The following is an 18,883-nucleotide window of genomic DNA, read 5'->3' as shown; positions in this document are numbered from 1 at the left end:
TAGTTTAAATTTTATCCTCTACATTTTTTTAACATTTTTGTTAAATTCATCTTTTATTTCTTTTAATAATTCAGCATCAGTGAAAATATCCATAGCTGTAAGTGCCATTGATATAGCAGATTCTTCCATTCCTTTGTAAGCTTCTGGAGCTATAGATGCACTTGCAAATTCTACACTGTGACCAGTCAAGTGTGCTGTTGTAAGTGGGAAATATGGATGTATAGCTGGGCAGCAGTGGCTTACATCTCCCATATCTGTCGATCCTCCTGATTCTTTGCTTCTGATGTCAGTAACACCTAAAGATTTTAGATTTTTTTCATAAGCTGCTGAAAGTTTTTCATTAGTAACAAGATCAGCAAAGCTAGTTTCATAGTTTATTATCTCTAAAGTAGTTCCACTGGCAAGAGCAGCTCCCTTAGCACAATTTTTTACTCTTTCTACAAGACCTTTTAAGTAGTCTAATGTTTTAGCTCTTACATAGAAGTTAGCTACAGCTAAATCAGGAATTATATTAGCAGCTTTTCCACCATTAGATATTACTCCATGAATTCTTGCTGTTTCTAAAGTTTGCTGTCTAAGAGCATTGATAGAGTTGAAAAGTATTAATACTCCATCAAGAGCATTTATTCCTTCATGAGGAGCTCCAGCAGCATGAGCAGTTTTACCTTTAAATGTAAATTGGATAGCTTCCATAGCTTGAGAAGTACCACTTCTGTGATGAGCTTCACCAGTAGGATGAGCAGCCATAGCTACATCTATATCATCAAAAACTCCCAGAGCAGCCATTTGAACTTTAGCTCCGTTTGTTTCCTCAGCAGGAGTACCTATTACCATTATTTCACCAGCTACATCTCCCATGATCTCTTTAGTAAGAATACCAGCTGCTACACTTGTAACACCAAATATATTATGTCCGCATCCATGTCCTATTCCAGGAAGAGCATCATATTCAGCAAGAATAGCTACTTTTGGTCCAGGTTTACCAGTGCTGTATTTTCCCATAAAAGAAGTAGGAAGTCCTGCAAAGTTTGTTTCAACTGTAAATCCGTGTTTTTTAAGCATTTCAGTGTGAGCTGCACAAGCTTTGAATTCCTGTAATCCCAGTTCAGGGTTGTTATATAGATATTCATTTAATTCTTTAAATTCCTCTGCGTATTTTGAAAAAAGTTTTGAAAGTTTTGCTGACATGTTTTCCATTTTTCCCTCCATTGATATTTTATATTTATATAATTTTTTGTAAAATAAAAAGTCAGTATAACATATGAATGCTACACTGACATTGATTTAAAAAATATGATCATGGGTTATATAAAAAAATATAAGCCCAAATCTTCAAAAATAATCAAGATATGATCTAAAATTTATTCATCAAAAAGTCATAATGTCGTTTAGCAGACAAAAGAGATAAGGTATTCAATATTTTTATTGCTTTTCCTGTTCCTTATCCTTAGTTTGTTAAATAACATTCTGAACTTCCCCCTTTTTTTAATTTCTTATTGTTTTAGGTATATCATATGAAAATATAATTGTCAATAAATTTTTATTTTTTTATTTTCTTTTCTTCAAGAAGTTCCAGCTTTCTGAGGTTTTCTCCTTTTAAAATATATACAAGGTCAACTGCCAAATGCATAACATGATCTGAGAACCTTTCGTATTTTTTATTCAGAAGTACTAAATAAGTTCCTCCTTCTACATTATCTGGAGAAGCTTTCATCAAATCAATAAGAGTAGTCATATTTTTTTCAGCCATTTCATCAATTTCTTCATCTTGTGTAAGAAGGAGATAAAGAGCTTTTTCATCACTATTTATAAAAGCGGAGATATAAGTTTCATAGATAGTTTTAATTTTTAATACCATAGGGTAAAGAGTTTCTTTTAGATATTTTGATACTTGTGGAGAACTTTTTTCAATATCTTTTATTATTTTAAAATTAGCTTTAAGAAGATCACCCATTCTCTCTAAAAGACGAGCACTATTAATAAGCATAATAAGCAGTCTTAAATTTCCAGCTGCTGGTTGGAATCTAGCTATTGATATTATAGAATCCTCTTTTAATTTTACTTCAAAAGCATTTATAACATCTTCCACCACTACACATTCACCATATAGAGCAGAATCTAATTTTTGTTTATACAACATTTCTATATTTACATCAAGTACTCTGTTAAGGTTTTTTAAAAGTTCCAAGTAGTGCTGGTTAAGTCCTTCAAGACTTTCTTGCAAGTTTTTCATTTTATTCCTCCTAGTTAGATTTGTGATAGAGAAAATATAAATTTGGAATCAGAAAGTATTTTATCCAAATTTTCCTGTAATATAATCCTCTGTTTTTTTGTTGTTTGGAGCTGTAAATATTATTTCTGTCTTGTCAAATTCTTCCAACACTCCCTGATAGAAAAATCCAGTATATTCTGATATTCTGGAAGCCTGTTGCATATTGTGTGTAACAATAATTATGCTGTATTGTTTTTCAAGCTGTCTGATAAGTTCTTCTATTTTAGCTGTTGAAATTGGGTCGAGAGCTGATGTGGGCTCGTCCATCAAAAGTATTTCAGGACTTACTGAGATAGCTCTGGCTATACACAATCTCTGCTGCTGTCCTCCAGAAAGTCCAAGAGATGACTGATGAAGTTTATCTTTTACCTCATTCCATAGAGCAACAGACTTTAAAGAGCTTTCAACAATCTCTTCAAGTTTATCTTTGTCCTTTTCTCCATGAAGTTTAGGAGCATATACAAGATTTTCATATATTGTTTTAGGGAATGGATTTGGTTTTTGAAATACCATTCCAATATTTTTTCTAAGTTCAACTATATCATAATCTTTATCAAAAATATTTTTTCCATCAAATAGGATTTCTCCTTCATATTTTGCACCAGTGATTAGGTCATTCATCCTGTTTATTGATCTTAAAAAAGTTGATTTACCACATCCTGATGGACCTATAAGTGCAGTTACTTTATTTCTTTTGATTTCCATATTTATATTTTTTAGAGCCTGAAAACTGCCATAATAGAAATTGAAATCTTTTACCAGTATTCTGATATCTTCGTTACTCATATTATATTTTTCCTCCTAAGTTTATGAATTATAAAAGATTATTTGTTGTTAAATTTCTGTCTGATTACAGCTCCGATCAAATTGAAGCTGATAGTTATTACCACAAGAACGAAAAGAGTACCATTCATATAACTTACCGGCATATTAGGAACCTGTGTAGAGATTACATATAAGTGATACGGCAGAGCCATTACCTGATCCCAAGGTGTTTCTGGGAGAAAAGGAAGATAGAACGCCACTGCTGTAAACATTATAGGAGCTGTCTCCCCAGCTGCTCTGGATATACTTAAAATAACTCCTGTAAGTATTCCAGGAAGAGCGGCAGGAAGAACTACTTTAGTAATAGTTTCCCATTTTGTAGCTCCAAGAGCTAGAGAAGCTTCTCTCAGATGATTAGGAATAGCCAGCAAAGATTCTCTTGTAGAAGTGATAATTACAGGGAGACACATAATTCCCAGAGTAAGAGAACCAGAGATTATAGAAACACCAAATCCCAGAAATATTACGAAAAGAGCCATTCCAAAAAGTCCATATATTATACTTGGTATTCCTGCAAGGTTAATGATTGTAAGGTTTATTATCCTTGTAAGAAGATTATCCTTTGCATATTCTACAAGATATATTCCTGTAAAGATTCCGAAGGGAACTGAAACAACAATAGTACCAATAGTTAGGTAGATTGTACCTATAATAGCTGGAAAGATTCCTCCCTCTCTCATTCCATTTCTGGGCATTTCAGTAAGAAATTCCCAAGAAATAGCTGGGATACCTTTATATATTATATATCCAATAATCAGAAAGACAGGGAGTATAGAAATTATTCCAATTGCTTTTATTATATTTTCAAATATTTTTTCTCCATTTTTTTTAATTATAAGCATAATTTTCTCCTCTGTGATTAATTCATTTTTCTAGATTTTTGTATAAAATTATCTGCCACACTGTTAGTTATAAAACTTATCAGGAACAGGACAATACCTATTGCAAATAAAGCATAGTAGTGTGTGCTTCCCTGAACTACTTCTCCCATTTCAGCTGCAATAGTAGCTGTAAGAGTTCTCACTGGAGAAAGAGGAGAAAGTGCAAGTATTGGTGAGTTTCCTGTAACCATTAAAACTGTCAGTGTTTCCCCAATTATTCTTCCAAATCCCAGCATTATTCCAGCAAATATACCTGGAAAAGCAGCAGGAAGAAGAACATTGAATATAGTTTCAATCTTATTTGCTCCAAGAGCTAAAGAAGCTTCTTTATATGATTTATCTAGAGCATTTAATGAATCATCAGCAATACTTACTATAGTAGGAATTGCCATGAAAGCCAGCATTATTCCACCAGTAAGAGCAGTAAGACCACTGTTTAGATTAAATAGATTCTTTATAGGGCCAGAAAGAACATATAGGCCTATAAATCCAAGAACAACTGATGGTATTGCAGACATTGTTTCAATCGTTACTTTTAGCATAGTTCTTGTTTTAGGAGAGGCATATTCTGAGATATATACTGCTGTAGAAATTCCTACAGGAATAGAAATCATTAGGGCTACCAATGTTACCCAGAAAGATCCTGCCAGTAATGGAAGCAGTCCATAAAACTCTGAAAGTGATATCCATCTTGTTCCAAAGAGAAACTCTGATAGAGGATAGTGCTTAAAGAACTTTATTCCATTTAAAAATATAAAAAGAAAAATAAGGAATATGATTATGATATTTGAGACTCCTATTCCGAATAAGGCATGTCTCATACCTGAATCTTTGACCTTTCTTATGGAAAACATAATACCTCCTATATGAATAAAAAATTTACATACATTATGCAGTTAATATTGTTCATTTAAAATAATCTTAAAGCCAATGTGTAAAATCAGTATTAATCCAATGTAAAAATGGTGTAAAAAAAATTTTACGCTAATTTTACAGTAATTTAATAATTGATTAACAATAGAGAGATATAGTGATGTTGTAAAGTGAAAGAAAATTAATTTAAGATATATTGAGGAGGTAAAGATTATGAAAAAAAGTTTTTTAAAGAAGGGTTTAATAGCAGCTTTAATAGTTATGGGAGGTATGGGATTAGGACAAAAGGCTGAAGCAAGATCAAGTGTTGTACAGGTAAAAGGATCAGATACTATATTAAATGCTTCACAAGCTATAGCAGAAAAATTTATGAGTGAGAACAAAGGAGCAAGAATAGCAGTAACTGGTGGAGGATCAGGAGTAGGAATATCAGCTTTGATAAACAAAACTACTGATATAGCAATGGCATCAAGAAATATTAAAGACAAAGAGATTGAACAGGCTAAGGCTAAAGGAATAAATGTAGATGAAATAGTAGTTGGATTTGATGGAATTACAATCATAGCTAATAAGAGCAATCCAATAAAAGATATTGATGATAAAACTCTGGGAAAAGTATTCAGAGGGGAAATCACTAACTGGAAAGAATTAGGTGGAGATGATGCAGAAATAGTGGTTCTGTCAAGAGATTCTTCATCAGGAACACATGAATTTTTTAAAGAACATATAATCAGAGAAGGAAACTCTAAAGGAACTCAGGAATATGGAGCTAAAACTTTGTATATGCCTTCTAACGAAGCAATAAAACAAGAAGTAAAAGCTAATAAATATGCTGTAGGATACATTGGTATGGGATATATGGATTCATCAGTGGAAGCTGTAACAGTAGATGGTGTAGCAGCTACTCCAGAAAATGTTCTGAATAAAACATATCCAATAGCTAGAGAAGTTTTCTGGTATGCTGACAGTGCTAGAGAGGGAGTTGTAAAAAGCCTAGTTGATTATGCAATATCTCCAAAGGGACAGGAAATAATCAAAAATGAAGGATTTGTACCTGTAAAATAGCATTGACTGAAAAATGAGATTATTATAAAAGAGACTGACTTATTAAATAGAAATAAAGTTTTAGAACTTTTCCAGCAGAAATATTTATTATTGATTTCTCTAGTTTTCAAATTTCTAAAACTCAATCTATCTTTTAGTTAGTCTCTTTTTTATGATATAATTAAGATAGAAATAAAAAATAAAACAGGGGGACTCAGATGAGAATTCTAGTTGTAGAAGACGATAAAGAGATACAGGAACTGATAACATATTTTTTAACAAAAGAAGGATATGAAGTAGATAGAGCCTCTGATGGATTAGAAGGACTAAAGCTTTTAAAAGAAAATAAAAATGATTTAGTTGTCCTAGATTTGATGCTGCCTAATTTAGATGGAAAAAACTTTACAAAGATAGTGAGAGATATATCTTCTGAATATGGAGAACCAGTGATAATAATGCTTACTGCCAAAACAGAGATAGAAGATGTATTAGATGGACTGGAAATAGGGGCAGATGACTATATGAAAAAACCTTTTGACCCTAGAGAACTTGTTTTGAGAATAAAAAAGTTCCTTAAAACAACAGATAGAGAAATAAAAAATGAAAAATATAGATTTAAAGATATAGAAATTGATGAAAGCAGGCATATGGTAACAGCTAATGGAGAAGAGGTAGAACTTTCTAAAAAAGAATATGATTTGCTTTTACTTCTCATAAAAAACAGAGATCTGGTTATTACAAGGGAAAGAATACTGGATAAAGTTTGGAACAGCAACTACTATACAGGAGACAGAACTGTGGATGTGTATATATCAAAACTGAGGGATAAAATCCCTGAACTATCTGGATGTATAAAGACAGTGAAAGGAGTGGGATACAAATTAGAAGAAAAGAAATAATCACTTTGATAATGATATTGATTATAGAAGGGATATTTATCGGCCTCAATTCAACTATTCTTTCAAATCTTTATCAACAGAGAATGAAGCAGAATTTAAAACAGGATAATATCTTAATTAAGAGGCTGGCAGAAGATTATAGACATGACAAGTACAAAGATGTATTTTCAGAAAGTGATCTTAGATTTACAATGATAGACTATGATGGCAATGTTGTATTTGACTCTAAAAATGTGGACAGAGAAGAACATATGGACAACCATTTGAAAAGAGAAGAAGTGCAGGAGGCTATCAATGGAGAAGAAGGATTTGCTATTAGAAAAAGCAAAACTTTAGGATATCAGCTTGCTTATTATACAACAAGCTTTACAAATGATTTTGGTGAAAAGTATATAATAAGAACATCCAGTGATTATTCAAAGGAAATCAGACAGATAAGAGAGTTTTTATTAGTTCAGATAATGTTTTTTCTTGCACTGAATTTTGCTATTCATTTTTTCTATAAGAACTATATTAAGAGAGATTTTTACAATAAGATTAAAAAGATGAAAAGATTTCTGGAAGTTGGAGAAAAGGAAAAAATCAACTATCTTAAAGAGGAAAAATGGTTTTTTGAATTTTGGGATATTTTGAAAGAGTGGCAGGGAAGAAACCTGAAAAATATTGAGAGATTAGAGAGAGAAAGGAAAACACTGTCTTTAGTGGTATCATCAGTGGATATTTTTATAGGATTATTAAACAATGAAGGAAAGTTTGTTGTAAAGAATGATGTGCTCAGCTATCTTGTAGACTCAACTAGAGAGAAATATTTAGAATGTATAAGATATATAGAAATAATAGATATAATAAAAAAAGGTATCAATGAAAAAACAAATGTAAAAGAAGAAATTTATGTGCAGGGATTAAAAAGATATTTTATAGTTACATTGAAACAGTTAGAATTTAGTAATCAGGTTCTCATTACTATAAAAGACATCACAAGTACGAGAAAAGCAGTTGAAGTTCAGAAAAACTTTATCAGCAATGTAAGTCATGAATTAAAAACTCCCCTCACTAATATAAAAGGATATCTGATAGCTCTTGAAGATGCCCCAGATCCTATGAGGGAAAAGTTTTTAAGTGTGATTAAAAGCAATGTGGAAAAACTGGAAAATATAGTGTTGGATTTCCTGAACATATCAAAAATTGAAAATTCAAATATATTAAATGTAACACAGGTAAGCATTGAAAAAATAAAAAATAATATTCATTCAACTATGGAAATGCTTCTTAAAAAGAAAAATGCTTCTATTGAATATGAAATAGATGTGTTAGATGAAAATAATTATATAAGAGTTGATTTTGATAAAATAACAATGATATTAAAGAATCTTATTGAAAATGGAATTATATATAACAAGTCTGAAACTCCTGAGATAAAAGTAAAAATATCAGAAGGGCAGGACAGATATAATTTTTCTGTTTCAGATAATGGAATAGGAATACCAGCAGCTGAGCAATATAAAGTTTTTGAAAGATTTTATAGAGTGGACAGAGCAAGAACAAGTAATCTTGGCGGAACAGGATTAGGTCTTGCAATTGTAAAAAGCCTTATAGAGAAATACGGTGGAAAGATATCTGTAGTTTCAGAGGAAGGAAAAGGAACGACATTTGAATTTTACATTTCCAAATAACGAAAAAGGGGCAATAATAATCCTTGACCAAATATTTTAAACCTAATATAATATTAGAAGAGTATATTAAAATATCAGGAGGGAATATGGGAAAGATAAGAAGTATTTTATTAGTTGTATTTATGATGATTCTTTCAGCCTTTTCATTTTCTTATGAGCCAGGAAGCTATAAAGGGGAAGCTGCTGGTTATGGGGGAAAAGTAGAGGTAGAAGTAACTGTGTCAAAGGATAGAATAGAGAATATAAAAGTTCTTCCTAACAAAGAGACGCCATTTATATCAAGTGTGGCAATTGAAAGAATACCAGCAATGGTATTGGAGAAACAAAGCCTTGGTGTAGATACAGTAGCAGGAGCTACTGTGAGCAGCAGAGGAGTTCTTACTGCTATTACTAATGCAGTGAAAGCAGCTGGAGGAGATGTAAGAGAACTTAGAAAAAGAGTTCCAGCTCCAGAAATCAAAAAAGGAAACAGAGAATATATTGCTGATGTTGTAGTTATTGGTGGTGGAGGAGCAGGACTTGCTGCTGCTACTTCAGCTAAACAAAATGGAGCAAGTGTTATACTTATAGAAAAAATGCCTAGATTAGGTGGAAATACAGTACTGGCAGGGGGAGCATATAATGCTGTAGACACTAAAAGACAAAAAGCTCAAGGAATAGAGGATTCTGTAGATCTTCACTATCAACATACATATGAAGGTGGAGATAAGAAAGGAAATCCAAAACTTGTAAGAATACTTGTTGAAAATGCTTATCCAGCATTAGAGTGGTTAGAAAGTTTGGGAGTAACTTTCAAAGATGAAGTGTTTACAGTATTGGGAGCTCTTTATCCAAGAAGTCATAAACCAACTACACCAGTTGGAACTGGAATGATTATTGCTCATAAAGATTTTGCTGAACAAAATGGAATAATGATTTTCTATGAAACTGAAGCAAAAGATTTTATTGTAAAAGATGGAAAAGTAGCTGGAGTAGAAGCTGAAGATGCAAAAAATAAAATTGTATTTAATGCTAAAAAAGCTGTAATTCTTGCAACTGGAGGATTTGCTGGAGATGTAGAATATAGACAGCAGTTCAATTCTAATTTGACAGAAAATATTCTTACAACTAATCACCCTGGTGGAGATGGATCAGGAGTGAAAATGGCTGAGAAAATAGGAGCTAAATTAATAGGGATGGAAGATATTCAACTTCTTCCTATGGGAGATCCTGTGACTGGAAGTTTAAGTGGAAATATAGAAACTACTGTTGAAGACAGAATATTTGTAAATAAAGATGGAAGACGTTTTGTGGCAGAAGATGAGAGAAGAGATGTTATGACAAATGCTCTTTTCAAACAGAAAGATGCCTATATGTGGGTAATAGTAGATTCAAAAGTTTATCCTACATTAGAAACTAAAAATAATTTTAATGAACCTATTGGAGATTTAATAAAAGCTGGAAGAGCTGTGAAGGCAGATACATTAGATGAACTTGCAGAGAAAATAGGAGTTCCTGCTGATACTCTTAAAAAGACTATTGCAGACTATAATAAATGTGTAGATGCTAAAAAAGATCCATTTGGAAGAAAACTTTTTGGTATAAAATTTGATAAAGCACCTTATTATGCAGGGCCACGTATTCCTACTGTACACCATACTATGGGTGGAGTAGAAATCAATGAGAAAGCTCAGGTAATAAATACTAAAGGGAATCCAATTCCTGGACTGTATGCAGCTGGAGAAGTAACTGGAGGAATCCATGGAACTAACAGACTTGGTGGAAACGCTTTAACAGATATAACTGTATTTGGTAGAATAGCTGGAGAAAATGCAGCTAAAGAGAAATAAAAATTAAATAAAATGAGAGGGGCAGGTAACAAGCTCTTCTCATTTTTCTCTTTAATGGAATTTTAAAGGAAGGAAATATTTTAAAATATCCCCATTACTATTTACAAAATAAATAAAAATATGGTATATTAAAGTTGAGTGTAAAAATAAAAAACAAAAAAAGGGGTAAGAAAATGGCAAAATTAAAAAGTATTGTAACTGCATACAAAGCACAAGTAAATCCACAAGTTTCAGGAATGGTAGATATATTTGGAGCTTTTGATAATCTGATTCAACCTATGTTTCCATTTCCAATGGCAAACTTATCAATAGTCTTAACTTTTTCTGATTTAGAAAGACCAACAATGTTTGAAGTAAGATTAAATGCACCTGATGATACATTAATTACAAAAGGAGAATTTGGAGTATACTTAGATCCATTTGGAGTAGGTAAAAAAATACTTGATTTAGAAAAATTCTTAATAACAGAAAGAGGAAAATATACAATAGATATATTTGAAAAAATAGCAGAAGATAAAGTTAAATTTATTGAGACAGCAGATCTATTTATAGCTGACTATCCACCTCAAAGAAGATTTGCTGATGAAGAAATAGCTCATATACTAGCTGCTGAAGGAGTAATCAAAACTGTTAAAACTGAATTTAAACCAGTTGAAGATGCAGAGCCTGTAAAAATTCAAATAAGTCTTGATAAAAATGCTCCATTGGAAGAAGGGCATATTGCTATACCAGAAAATGACAGAATAACTGTTGGAGATAAGATATTTGATCTTACTGGAATAAGAAGACAAATTGAATGGATGTTTGGAAATCCTATTCCTAAACAGCCTGAAGCTGATCCAGAAAAGCAGGAAGAAGAAAATGTTGAAAAAACTGAGGAAAAATAAAGAAAAAGCTTGACATAGTAAGGGAAAATGAATATAATAGTTAGGTATATTAAACCTTTCCCACAAAAGGACCGTTGCGTTATATTATGAAGATATAACATTTGAGGAGGAAAAATTAAAGTGAAAAAGTATACTTTTATGCAAAGAAAAGAAGATGTTGTTAGAGAATGGCATCATTACGACGCAGAAGGACAAATATTAGGTAGATTAGCAGTTGAAGTTGCTAAAAAATTAATGGGTAAAGACAAATTAACTTTCACTCCACACATTGATGGAGGAGATTTTGTAGTAGTTACTAATGTAGCTAAAATAATGGTTACTGGAAAGAAGTTAACTGATAAAACATATTACAATCACTCTGGATTCCCAGGTGGATTAAGAGAAAGAAAACTAGGAGAAATCTTAGATAAGAAACCAGAAGAACTATTAATGCTAGCTGTTAAAAGAATGCTTCCAAAAAATAAATTAGGAAGAGAACAACTAACAAGATTAAGAGTGTTTGCAGGTGCAGAGCATGCACATACAGCACAAAAACCAGTAAAGGTAGAATTTTAATAGGGGGTAAATGACAGTGGCTGAAATGATTCAATATAGAGGAACTGGTAGAAGAAAAACTTCTGTAGCAAGAGTAAGACTAATTCCTGGAGGAAAAGGAATTGAAATAAATGGAAAATCAATGGCTGAATACTTTGGAGGAAGACAAATTCTTTCTAGAATAGTAGAGCAACCATTAGTTTTAACTGAAACTTTAGACAAATTTGAAGTAAGAGTTAATGTAGTTGGAGGAGGAAACTCTGGACAAGCTGGAGCTATTAGACATGGTGTAGCAAGAGCTTTACTACTTTCTGATGAAACTTTAAAAGCAGCTCTAAGAGAAGCTGGATTCCTAACTAGAGACTCAAGAATGGTAGAAAGAAAGAAATATGGAAAGAAAAAAGCAAGAAGAAGTCCTCAATTCTCAAAAAGATAATTGGTTGGATTTACCAAAACTTGTTTATCAATGCCACAGAGAAATCTGTGGTATTTTTTTGTTTAAAAAACTCTTTGTTAAATGATGTTGATAGAAAAATAAATAAAAATTTTATTAAGATTTTAGTAGTAAGTTTAAGCTGCTAGAATCTTTTTGAATGGTAGTAAACTGCTAAAAATTCTATTGAAATATTTATATTTTCTTTATTTTTACGTTATATCTTTATGAAAATAAAGAAAAATGCTATAATATTTATATATATAAAGAATTTTACTGGAGGTAGTATGGCTATATCATATGAAAAACTTTTTAAAGTATTGGAAAATAAAAATATAAAAAAAATAGATTTACAAAAGAATATAGGATTATCTTCAACAACTATTGCAAAACTTTCTAAAAATGAACCTCTATCTTTAGAGGTATTAGAGAAAATATGCCAATATTTAAATTGTCAAGTTGGAGATATAGTTGAGTTTAAAAAAGAGAATGAAAATAAATTATTAGAGCAATTTTTAGAAGAAAAAGATATGAAACTAAAAGGTGGAATATATAACTTGGTTCAAGTGAAATTTGCTTATAATTCTAATCACATTGAAGGAAGTAAGCTTTCAGAAGAACAAACAAGATATATTTATGAAACACATTCTATTATTTCAAACGAGGAAGAAGCATTATCTTTAAATGATATAAATGAAACCTTAAATCACTTTAGATGTTTTGACTATATATTAGAGAATGTAAATATTTTAAACGAAGAGTTAATAAAAGAGTTACATAAAATTTTAAAGACTAATACTTCTGATAGTATGAAAGAGTGGTTTAAAGTTGGGGATTATAAATTGAAATCTAATGTAGTAGGAGATAAGAAAACTACCCCTCCTAAAAAAGTAAAAGGAGAGGTACAAAAATTATTAAGTGATTATAATGAAAAGAAAAATATAACTTTTGATGATATAATAGATTTTCATTATAGATTTGAAAGCATACATCCATTCCAAGATGGAAATGGTAGAGTAGGAAGATTAATAATGTTTAAAGAGTGCTTAAAACATAATATAATTCCATTTATAATAGATGAGAAACATAAAGTTTTTTATTATAGAGGATTAAAAGAGTATGAAAATGAGAGAGAATATTTGGGAGATACTTGTTTATCTGCACAAGATGACTTTAAAAAGTTGCTGAGTCTTTTTGAAGAATAAGAATAGGAATTACATGTAATTATATGTGAGAATATATGTTTATGGAAAGTTTTTATTTTTCAAAAGGATAATTAGTTGGATTTATCAATACCATAGAGAAATCTGTGGTATTTTTTGTTGAAAAATTGCAAAAATGAAATAAATTCATTTGAATTAGTGCTGAAAATATAAAAATATTTACACCTTTTGGTGTAAATGATATAATAAAAGAAAATGTAAAAAGGAGGAATATGTAGTGTACAGAAAAATATTTAAATATTTAAAGGAATGGAAAAATAGTCCATATAGAAAACCTCTCATTTTACAAGGAGCAAGGCAAGTAGGGAAGACTTATTCTATTCTTGCATTTGGAAAAAAGGAATATGAAAATGTAGCATATTTTAACTTTGAAACAGATGCTAGACTAAAAGATACCTTTGAGGAAAATATAAATCCAGAGTATTTGATACCTATTCTTTCAAGAATTTCTAGTCAGACAATTGTTAAAGAAAAAACTCTTATCTTTTTTGATGAGATACAGTTGTGTGAAAGAGCTTTAACGTCGTTAAAATATTTTTGTGAACAGGCTCCAGAGTATCATATAATAGTAGCAGGAAGTCTATTAGGAATAGCTGTAAATAGACAAAAGTTTTCTTTTCCTGTTGGTAAAGTAGATATGAAAACTTTGTATCCTATGGACATGGAAGAATTTTTGATAGCAATGGGAGAAAAGGAGTTGGTAACAGCTATAAAGAATTCTTTTAATGACAATTTACCAATGCCATCAGCTTTACATAATATAGCTATGGAGTATTACAGAAAATATTTGGTAGTAGGTGGAATGCCTGAATGTGTAAGTAAATTTAAAGAAACACAGAACTATACATTAATCCGTCATACACAAGATATGATTTTATTGAGCTACCTAAATGATATGAGTAAATATAATATAACTAATGAGATAAAAAAAACAAGGCTTGTTTATGATAACATAACAGTACAACTTTCTAAAGAGAATACTAGATTTCAGTATAAGTTGGTAAAATCTGGGGGAAGAGCTGCTGAATTTGAAAATGCAATAGAATGGTTGACATTATCAGGAATTACTTCAAAAATTTATGGACTTGAAGACATACAAAAACCATTGGAAAACTATAAGAATATAGATTCTTTTAAAATATATATTTCTGATATAGGGCTTTTATGTGCCAAGAAAGAGATAGTACCAGAGGATATTCTTTATTTATCTATGGAGTTGAATGATTTTAAAGGGGGCATGACAGAAAATTACGTGAATATACATTTGAATATTAATGAATATACTCAATATTATTGGAAAGCACCTAGAGGAACTGCTGAAGTTGATTTTATAATAATGAGAGAGGGCAAGATAATTCCAGTAGAAGTGAAGTCAGCAGATAATACAAGGGCTAAGAGTTTGGATGTATATATGAAAAAATACCAGCCTGAATATGCTGTAAAGATTTCAAGTAAGAATTTTGGATTTGAAAATAATATAAAAAGTATTCCTTTGTATGCAGTATTTTGTCTATGATTTTAATAAAAAAATATGAGAGTAGGAGTAAATATGCTGAAATTAGAAGAATATATAGAAAAAAGGAAATTGGAAGATGGAATAAATGAGTTTGATAACTCACAAAAAATGAACAATATTAGAAGCTGTATTAATTATATTTTTGAATATTTTGATCAATATTTACCTATTCAAGGGGCAGAGAAAAGAACTACAGCAGAAAATGAAAAAATAATGAAATATGAAAAAACTTTGAGAGATTATACATCTGATATTCGTGAATGGATTATAGCAATTTATGATACTTATGGGAAACAGACTAATAGAATTATTGATAATTTTCTAAAAAAAGTAGATGATTTTTCTTTTATGTATGAAGAATCTGAGTTTAGATCTTTGTCATATGATTGTTATGCCAACTTGATAAAACAATATCCATTTTTAAAGAATCAAACTGAAATGCTTTATAAATTTATCAAAGAACATCATATAAAAGAAACAAATACTCATGCACCATTTATTCCAGATATTTCACCAAAAATTTCAAAATGGCTTCAAGATGTATTACATTTATATAATGTAAATATTTTTATGGGATTGGAATATTATTTGAAAATTTTTGATGATAATCAAGAGGCATGGCCTGCAAAAACAAGAATTAAATTAGAATATCCTATCATAGATAAAAAGTATAGATATAATTATCAAAGAAAGACTAATTTATTTAATGTAGATATTTTATATGCTAGATTGGCACATAAACCTTTTATTAAAGGGCGAAAAAAACAGCTGGAAATATTAATGATGTATATTTGGTTACATAGTTATGAGGGAGATGAAGATTATTGGAATGAGTATTTATTACAGCAAGAAGATTATTAAAGAAAAAAGAAGTTAAAAAAGGCTTCAACATTCAAAAATAAGGAAAGAATTTATGGAGAACTTAAAATTATGTATAAAGATCGTTTTTCAAAATAAATGAGATTAAGAATGTGAAAAGATAATGTTTTTTATTTTAAAAGAAAAAGCTGACAAGAAGAAAACTTCAAGTCAACTTTTTTTATAATTGGGCTATTTTAAATTTGTAACAGTCCCTTTTATAGTTATGTGGATTTGATAGAAAATTATATTAATATCTATTTTCACTCATACACATTAATATTTTTTCTCTAACAACATCAGCCATAGCTTTTTTGGCATCAGCCATATATTTTCTTGGATCATTTGCTTCTGGGTGCTCTATTAAATATTTTCTTAATTCATTTGAAAATGGAATCTTCAATTCAGTAGCTATATTAACTTTTGTTATTCCTAAAGATATAGCTTTTCTTACAGATTCCTCTGGAACTCCTGAAGCTCCATGCAATACCAATGGAATATCTACAACTTCTCTTATTTCTTTCAATCTTTCAAAATCAAGTTTTGGTTCTTCTTTATATAATCCATGAGCAGTTCCTATTGCTACTGCCAAAGAATCAATTCCAGTTCTCTTTACAAAGTCAGCTGCTTGTGAAGGGTTAGTATACTTGCTGTCTTTTTCATCAACAATCAAATCATCTTCCTGTCCTCCAAGCATACCTAGTTCAGCTTCAACAGTTGCTCCATAGCTATGAGCTAATTTTACAACATCACTTACTATTTTAATATTTTCTTCATAAGAATAGTGAGAAGCATCTATCATTACAGATTTAGTTCCAAGTTCTAAAGATTCTTTAATACTATTGATATCTGTATGATGATCAAGATGAATAATTATTGGAACATTGTATTTTTTAGCTGCTATTTCAATTATAGATTGAATATAGTCCCTTCCTGCATAATCAAATGTCCCAGGAGTTCCTGCTATTATAACTGGGGATTTTAATTCACTTGCTGTTTCTGCAATTACCTGAATTGTTTCAAGATTATGACAGTTGAAAGCTGGAACTGCATATCCCTCTTTCTGAGCTTTTAAAAGTATTTCTTTTGAATTTTTCATAAATTATCTTCTCCTTTTATATTTAATATATTTTAAAAATTAATTTATTCTTTTATAGTAATTTCTATTTTTTTCATTAACTCATTAACTATATCTATATTTATACTTCCAGTTCCAGGGAGCAAAGCATTTGAAATGCTACATCCAATTGCTAATTTAAACGCCTCTGTTAAGGACATGTCTTTAGAGATACCTGTAATAAATCCAGCAACAAAAGAATCTCCACAGCCGACAGTATTCAAGATTTCTACCTTAGGAATTTTAGCTATAAATACTTTGTTTTCAGTGGCAATAAGAGAGCCCTTTGCTCCAAGAGTAACAGCAACTATATTTACTCCAGAGGAATTTAATTTTTTAGCTTCTGCAACAATTTCATCCATATTTTTAAGAGATTTTCCAGTAAGTTTTTCTAATTCTTCCAGATTAGGTTTTATGAAATATGGAGGATAATCTAAACTTTCCTTTAGAGGCTGTCCACTGGTATCAAGAAAAAATTTACATCCATTTTCTTTAGCTATTTTTATCAACTCGCAATAACTTGAACTTTTTAGTCCTGAAGGGAGACTGCCAGATGCACTGATAAATTTATATTGTTTTGTCAAATCTTTGAATTTCTTTTTAAAATTTTCCCATTCTTCTTCAAGAATTACTGGGCCGCTTTCAAGAACTTCAGTACTCATTTGTTCATGAAGAATATTTATACAATTTCTAGTTTCCCCCTGTATTTTTTCAAAATCATTTTTAATTCCTTGATTATTAAGTTTCCCAGCTAGATCTTCTCCAAGCTTTCCACCTAAAAAGCCAGTAGTCAGAACATCAGTACCTAATTTATTAATTACTCTAGCAACATTAAGTCCCTTTCCTCCAGCTGTTTTTTCACATTCTAAAGCTCTATGAACTTCCCCAAGATTAAAATGTGCAAGATTATATCTAATGTCAATAGATGGATTTAGAGTAATAGTCAGTATCATATTAATTTCCTCCTCACATTATTATTAAAAAACTTCAATTTCTATATTTCTTGTGTACGTTTCTTTAGCTTCAATACTTTCAATATCTGCTTTTTCTTCAAGATTTCCTGTACACTCTTTGTAATCTGGAAGGCCATTCCAAGGCTCAAGACAAATATATGGAGCATTTGGTTTGTTCCAGAATGCTAAATGTTTAAAACCTTCAAATTTAAAACCTAAAGCAAAACTACCATTTTTGTTTTTTAAATATACTTTTTTAGAGTTAGTATTTTTTAAAATCAGAACATCATCTTCAAAGATATTTTCAGTAAGCTGAAGAATATTTTTAGTAAGAAGACTTTTCTTTTTATCTGTATTGAACAAAGAATCTTCAAGAAAATATACATCATCATTTTCCTGATTTTCAAATTCAATAAAATAGTCAGAATATTTAGTATTACTATCAAGAGGAGTATTGAATGCTGGGTGTACTCCAAGAGAAAAATACATCTTTTTATTTTCTAAATTTTCAATTTTGTATTCTATTTGAAGAGAATTCTCTTTTAAAATATACTTTATGTAAAAATTAAAATTAAAGGGATAGATTTTTTTAGTATTTTCATTTGCTCTAAAAATAAATTCAGCACAGTCTTTTTGTTGAGCTAAAAGTTCAAATTCGTTATCTCTAGCAAAACCATGCTTAGGAAAAAAGAAATATTTATCTCCATTATAAAAATATTGATTGTTTTTTATTGCTCCTACAAAAGGGAATAGGATAGGAGAACATTTATTCCAGTATTGAGGGTTTTTCTGCCACATATACTCAATATTCTTATCTAGATTTTTCAAGCTGATTAGTTCAGCACCAAAGCTGTTTATTTTTACTTCAAGATTTTTATTACTTATTAAAACTTCCATCTTTACCTCCTATATAGTGGATATTTTATTTTTAAGGAAATATTATCACAGAAAAAAGTATTTTTTTAGGATGAAATGTTTCAAAAAAAATGAAAAAGATAGAACTTTTTTATTTTTTTTATTTTGATTATAATCAGATTAAGAAAATTAAAATAAAAAAAGGAGGGTT

General features: G+C 30.3%; 18 protein-coding genes and 1 pseudogene. 11 read left to right on the top strand and 8 right to left on the bottom strand.

Features of this window, described 5'->3' with window-relative positions; all coding sequences use genetic code 11:
- Positions 1 to 18: 18 nt before the first annotated feature.
- From C4N20_RS03500 to pstC, 5 genes are all read right to left on the bottom strand, one after another.
- Entirely contained in the window at positions 19 to 1,197 is a 1,179-nt protein-coding gene (locus C4N20_RS03500; protein ID WP_005980824.1) for a M20 family metallopeptidase, read from the bottom strand.
- Positions 1,198 to 1,540: 343 nt separating this feature from the next.
- Complete coding sequence (locus C4N20_RS03495) at positions 1,541 to 2,233, bottom strand: phosphate signaling complex PhoU family protein (protein ID WP_005980825.1); 693 nt, start codon at positions 2,231 to 2,233, stop codon at positions 1,541 to 1,543.
- 60 nt (positions 2,234 to 2,293) lie between these two features.
- On the bottom strand, positions 2,294 to 3,058 hold the full coding sequence (gene pstB, locus C4N20_RS03490; protein WP_005980826.1) for a phosphate ABC transporter ATP-binding protein PstB: 765 nt from the start codon (positions 3,056 to 3,058) through the stop codon (positions 2,294 to 2,296).
- A gap of 38 nt (positions 3,059 to 3,096) precedes the next feature.
- Positions 3,097 to 3,939, bottom strand: coding sequence for a phosphate ABC transporter permease PstA (gene pstA / locus C4N20_RS03485; RefSeq protein ID WP_005980827.1), 843 nt, complete (start codon positions 3,937 to 3,939; stop codon positions 3,097 to 3,099).
- Between the two features lie 17 nt (positions 3,940 to 3,956).
- A complete protein-coding gene (pstC, locus tag C4N20_RS03480; RefSeq protein WP_005980828.1) occupies positions 3,957 to 4,832 on the bottom strand; it encodes a phosphate ABC transporter permease subunit PstC in 876 nt (291 codons plus the stop codon).
- 232 nt (positions 4,833 to 5,064) lie between these two features.
- Here pstC and C4N20_RS03475 point away from each other — a divergent pair, with 232 nt between their 5' ends.
- The 11 genes and pseudogenes from C4N20_RS03475 to C4N20_RS03430 all read left to right on the top strand — a co-directional run bounded on the left by C4N20_RS03475 (position 5,065) and on the right by C4N20_RS03430 (position 15,750).
- Positions 5,065 to 5,916, top strand: a complete 852-nt coding sequence (locus tag C4N20_RS03475; RefSeq protein ID WP_005980829.1) for a PstS family phosphate ABC transporter substrate-binding protein — start codon at positions 5,065 to 5,067, stop codon at positions 5,914 to 5,916.
- 197 nt (positions 5,917 to 6,113) lie between these two features.
- Positions 6,114 to 6,794: a response regulator transcription factor gene (locus C4N20_RS03470; RefSeq protein WP_005980830.1), complete on the top strand. Its 681-nt coding sequence runs from the start codon at positions 6,114 to 6,116 to the stop codon at positions 6,792 to 6,794.
- 11 nt (positions 6,795 to 6,805) lie between these two features.
- Positions 6,806 to 8,467: a sensor histidine kinase gene (locus C4N20_RS03465; RefSeq protein WP_231940525.1), complete on the top strand. Its 1,662-nt coding sequence runs from the start codon at positions 6,806 to 6,808 to the stop codon at positions 8,465 to 8,467.
- 86 nt (positions 8,468 to 8,553) lie between these two features.
- The gene (locus C4N20_RS03460) at positions 8,554 to 10,296 is read left to right on the top strand and encodes a flavocytochrome c (RefSeq protein ID WP_005980832.1); all 1,743 of its coding nucleotides are present in this window, start codon (positions 8,554 to 8,556) and stop codon (positions 10,294 to 10,296) included.
- Between the two features lie 173 nt (positions 10,297 to 10,469).
- Positions 10,470 to 11,183 carry a DUF6941 family protein gene (locus tag C4N20_RS03455; protein WP_005980834.1) on the top strand — a complete coding sequence of 238 codons (714 nt, stop codon included), beginning with the start codon at positions 10,470 to 10,472 and terminating at the stop codon, positions 11,181 to 11,183.
- Between the two features lie 120 nt (positions 11,184 to 11,303).
- Positions 11,304 to 11,738 (top strand): 50S ribosomal protein L13, encoded by a 435-nt coding sequence (gene rplM / locus C4N20_RS03450; protein ID WP_005980835.1) that lies wholly within the window; start codon positions 11,304 to 11,306, stop codon positions 11,736 to 11,738.
- A 16-nt stretch (positions 11,739 to 11,754) separates the two neighbouring features.
- Entirely contained in the window at positions 11,755 to 12,153 is a 399-nt protein-coding gene (gene rpsI, locus C4N20_RS03445; protein ID WP_005980838.1) for a 30S ribosomal protein S9, read from the top strand.
- A gap of 224 nt (positions 12,154 to 12,377) precedes the next feature.
- A pseudogene (locus C4N20_RS16670) lies at positions 12,378 to 12,578 on the top strand (helix-turn-helix domain-containing protein); the annotation flags it as partial.
- 102 nt (positions 12,579 to 12,680) lie between these two features.
- A complete protein-coding gene (locus tag C4N20_RS03440) occupies positions 12,681 to 13,355 on the top strand; it encodes a Fic family protein (RefSeq protein WP_231940524.1) in 675 nt (224 codons plus the stop codon).
- 235 nt (positions 13,356 to 13,590) lie between these two features.
- Positions 13,591 to 14,889: an ATP-binding protein gene (locus C4N20_RS03435; RefSeq protein ID WP_005980843.1), complete on the top strand. Its 1,299-nt coding sequence runs from the start codon at positions 13,591 to 13,593 to the stop codon at positions 14,887 to 14,889.
- Positions 14,890 to 14,922: 33 nt separating this feature from the next.
- A complete protein-coding gene (locus C4N20_RS03430; protein ID WP_005980845.1) occupies positions 14,923 to 15,750 on the top strand; it encodes a hypothetical protein in 828 nt (275 codons plus the stop codon).
- Between the two features lie 247 nt (positions 15,751 to 15,997).
- Here C4N20_RS03430 and C4N20_RS03425 read toward each other — a convergent pair whose 3' ends face one another.
- From C4N20_RS03425 to C4N20_RS03415, 3 genes are read right to left on the bottom strand one after another with little or no spacing between them, the layout of a single operon-like run.
- The gene (locus C4N20_RS03425) at positions 15,998 to 16,846 is read right to left on the bottom strand and encodes a tagatose bisphosphate family class II aldolase (RefSeq protein WP_005980847.1); all 849 of its coding nucleotides are present in this window, start codon (positions 16,844 to 16,846) and stop codon (positions 15,998 to 16,000) included.
- A gap of 44 nt (positions 16,847 to 16,890) precedes the next feature.
- Positions 16,891 to 17,817, bottom strand: a complete 927-nt coding sequence (pfkB, locus tag C4N20_RS03420; RefSeq protein WP_005980849.1) for a 1-phosphofructokinase — start codon at positions 17,815 to 17,817, stop codon at positions 16,891 to 16,893.
- A gap of 24 nt (positions 17,818 to 17,841) precedes the next feature.
- Positions 17,842 to 18,714, bottom strand: a complete 873-nt coding sequence (locus C4N20_RS03415; RefSeq protein ID WP_005980851.1) for an aldose 1-epimerase family protein — start codon at positions 18,712 to 18,714, stop codon at positions 17,842 to 17,844.
- Between the last annotated feature and the right edge of the window lie 169 nt (positions 18,715 to 18,883).

This window comes from Fusobacterium ulcerans, from assembly GCF_003019675.1.
Lineage (GTDB): Bacteria > Fusobacteriota > Fusobacteriia > Fusobacteriales > Fusobacteriaceae > Fusobacterium_A > Fusobacterium_A ulcerans.
The sequence above is the reverse complement of the archived record's forward strand: the minus strand, read 5'-3'. Positions and strand labels throughout refer to the sequence as shown.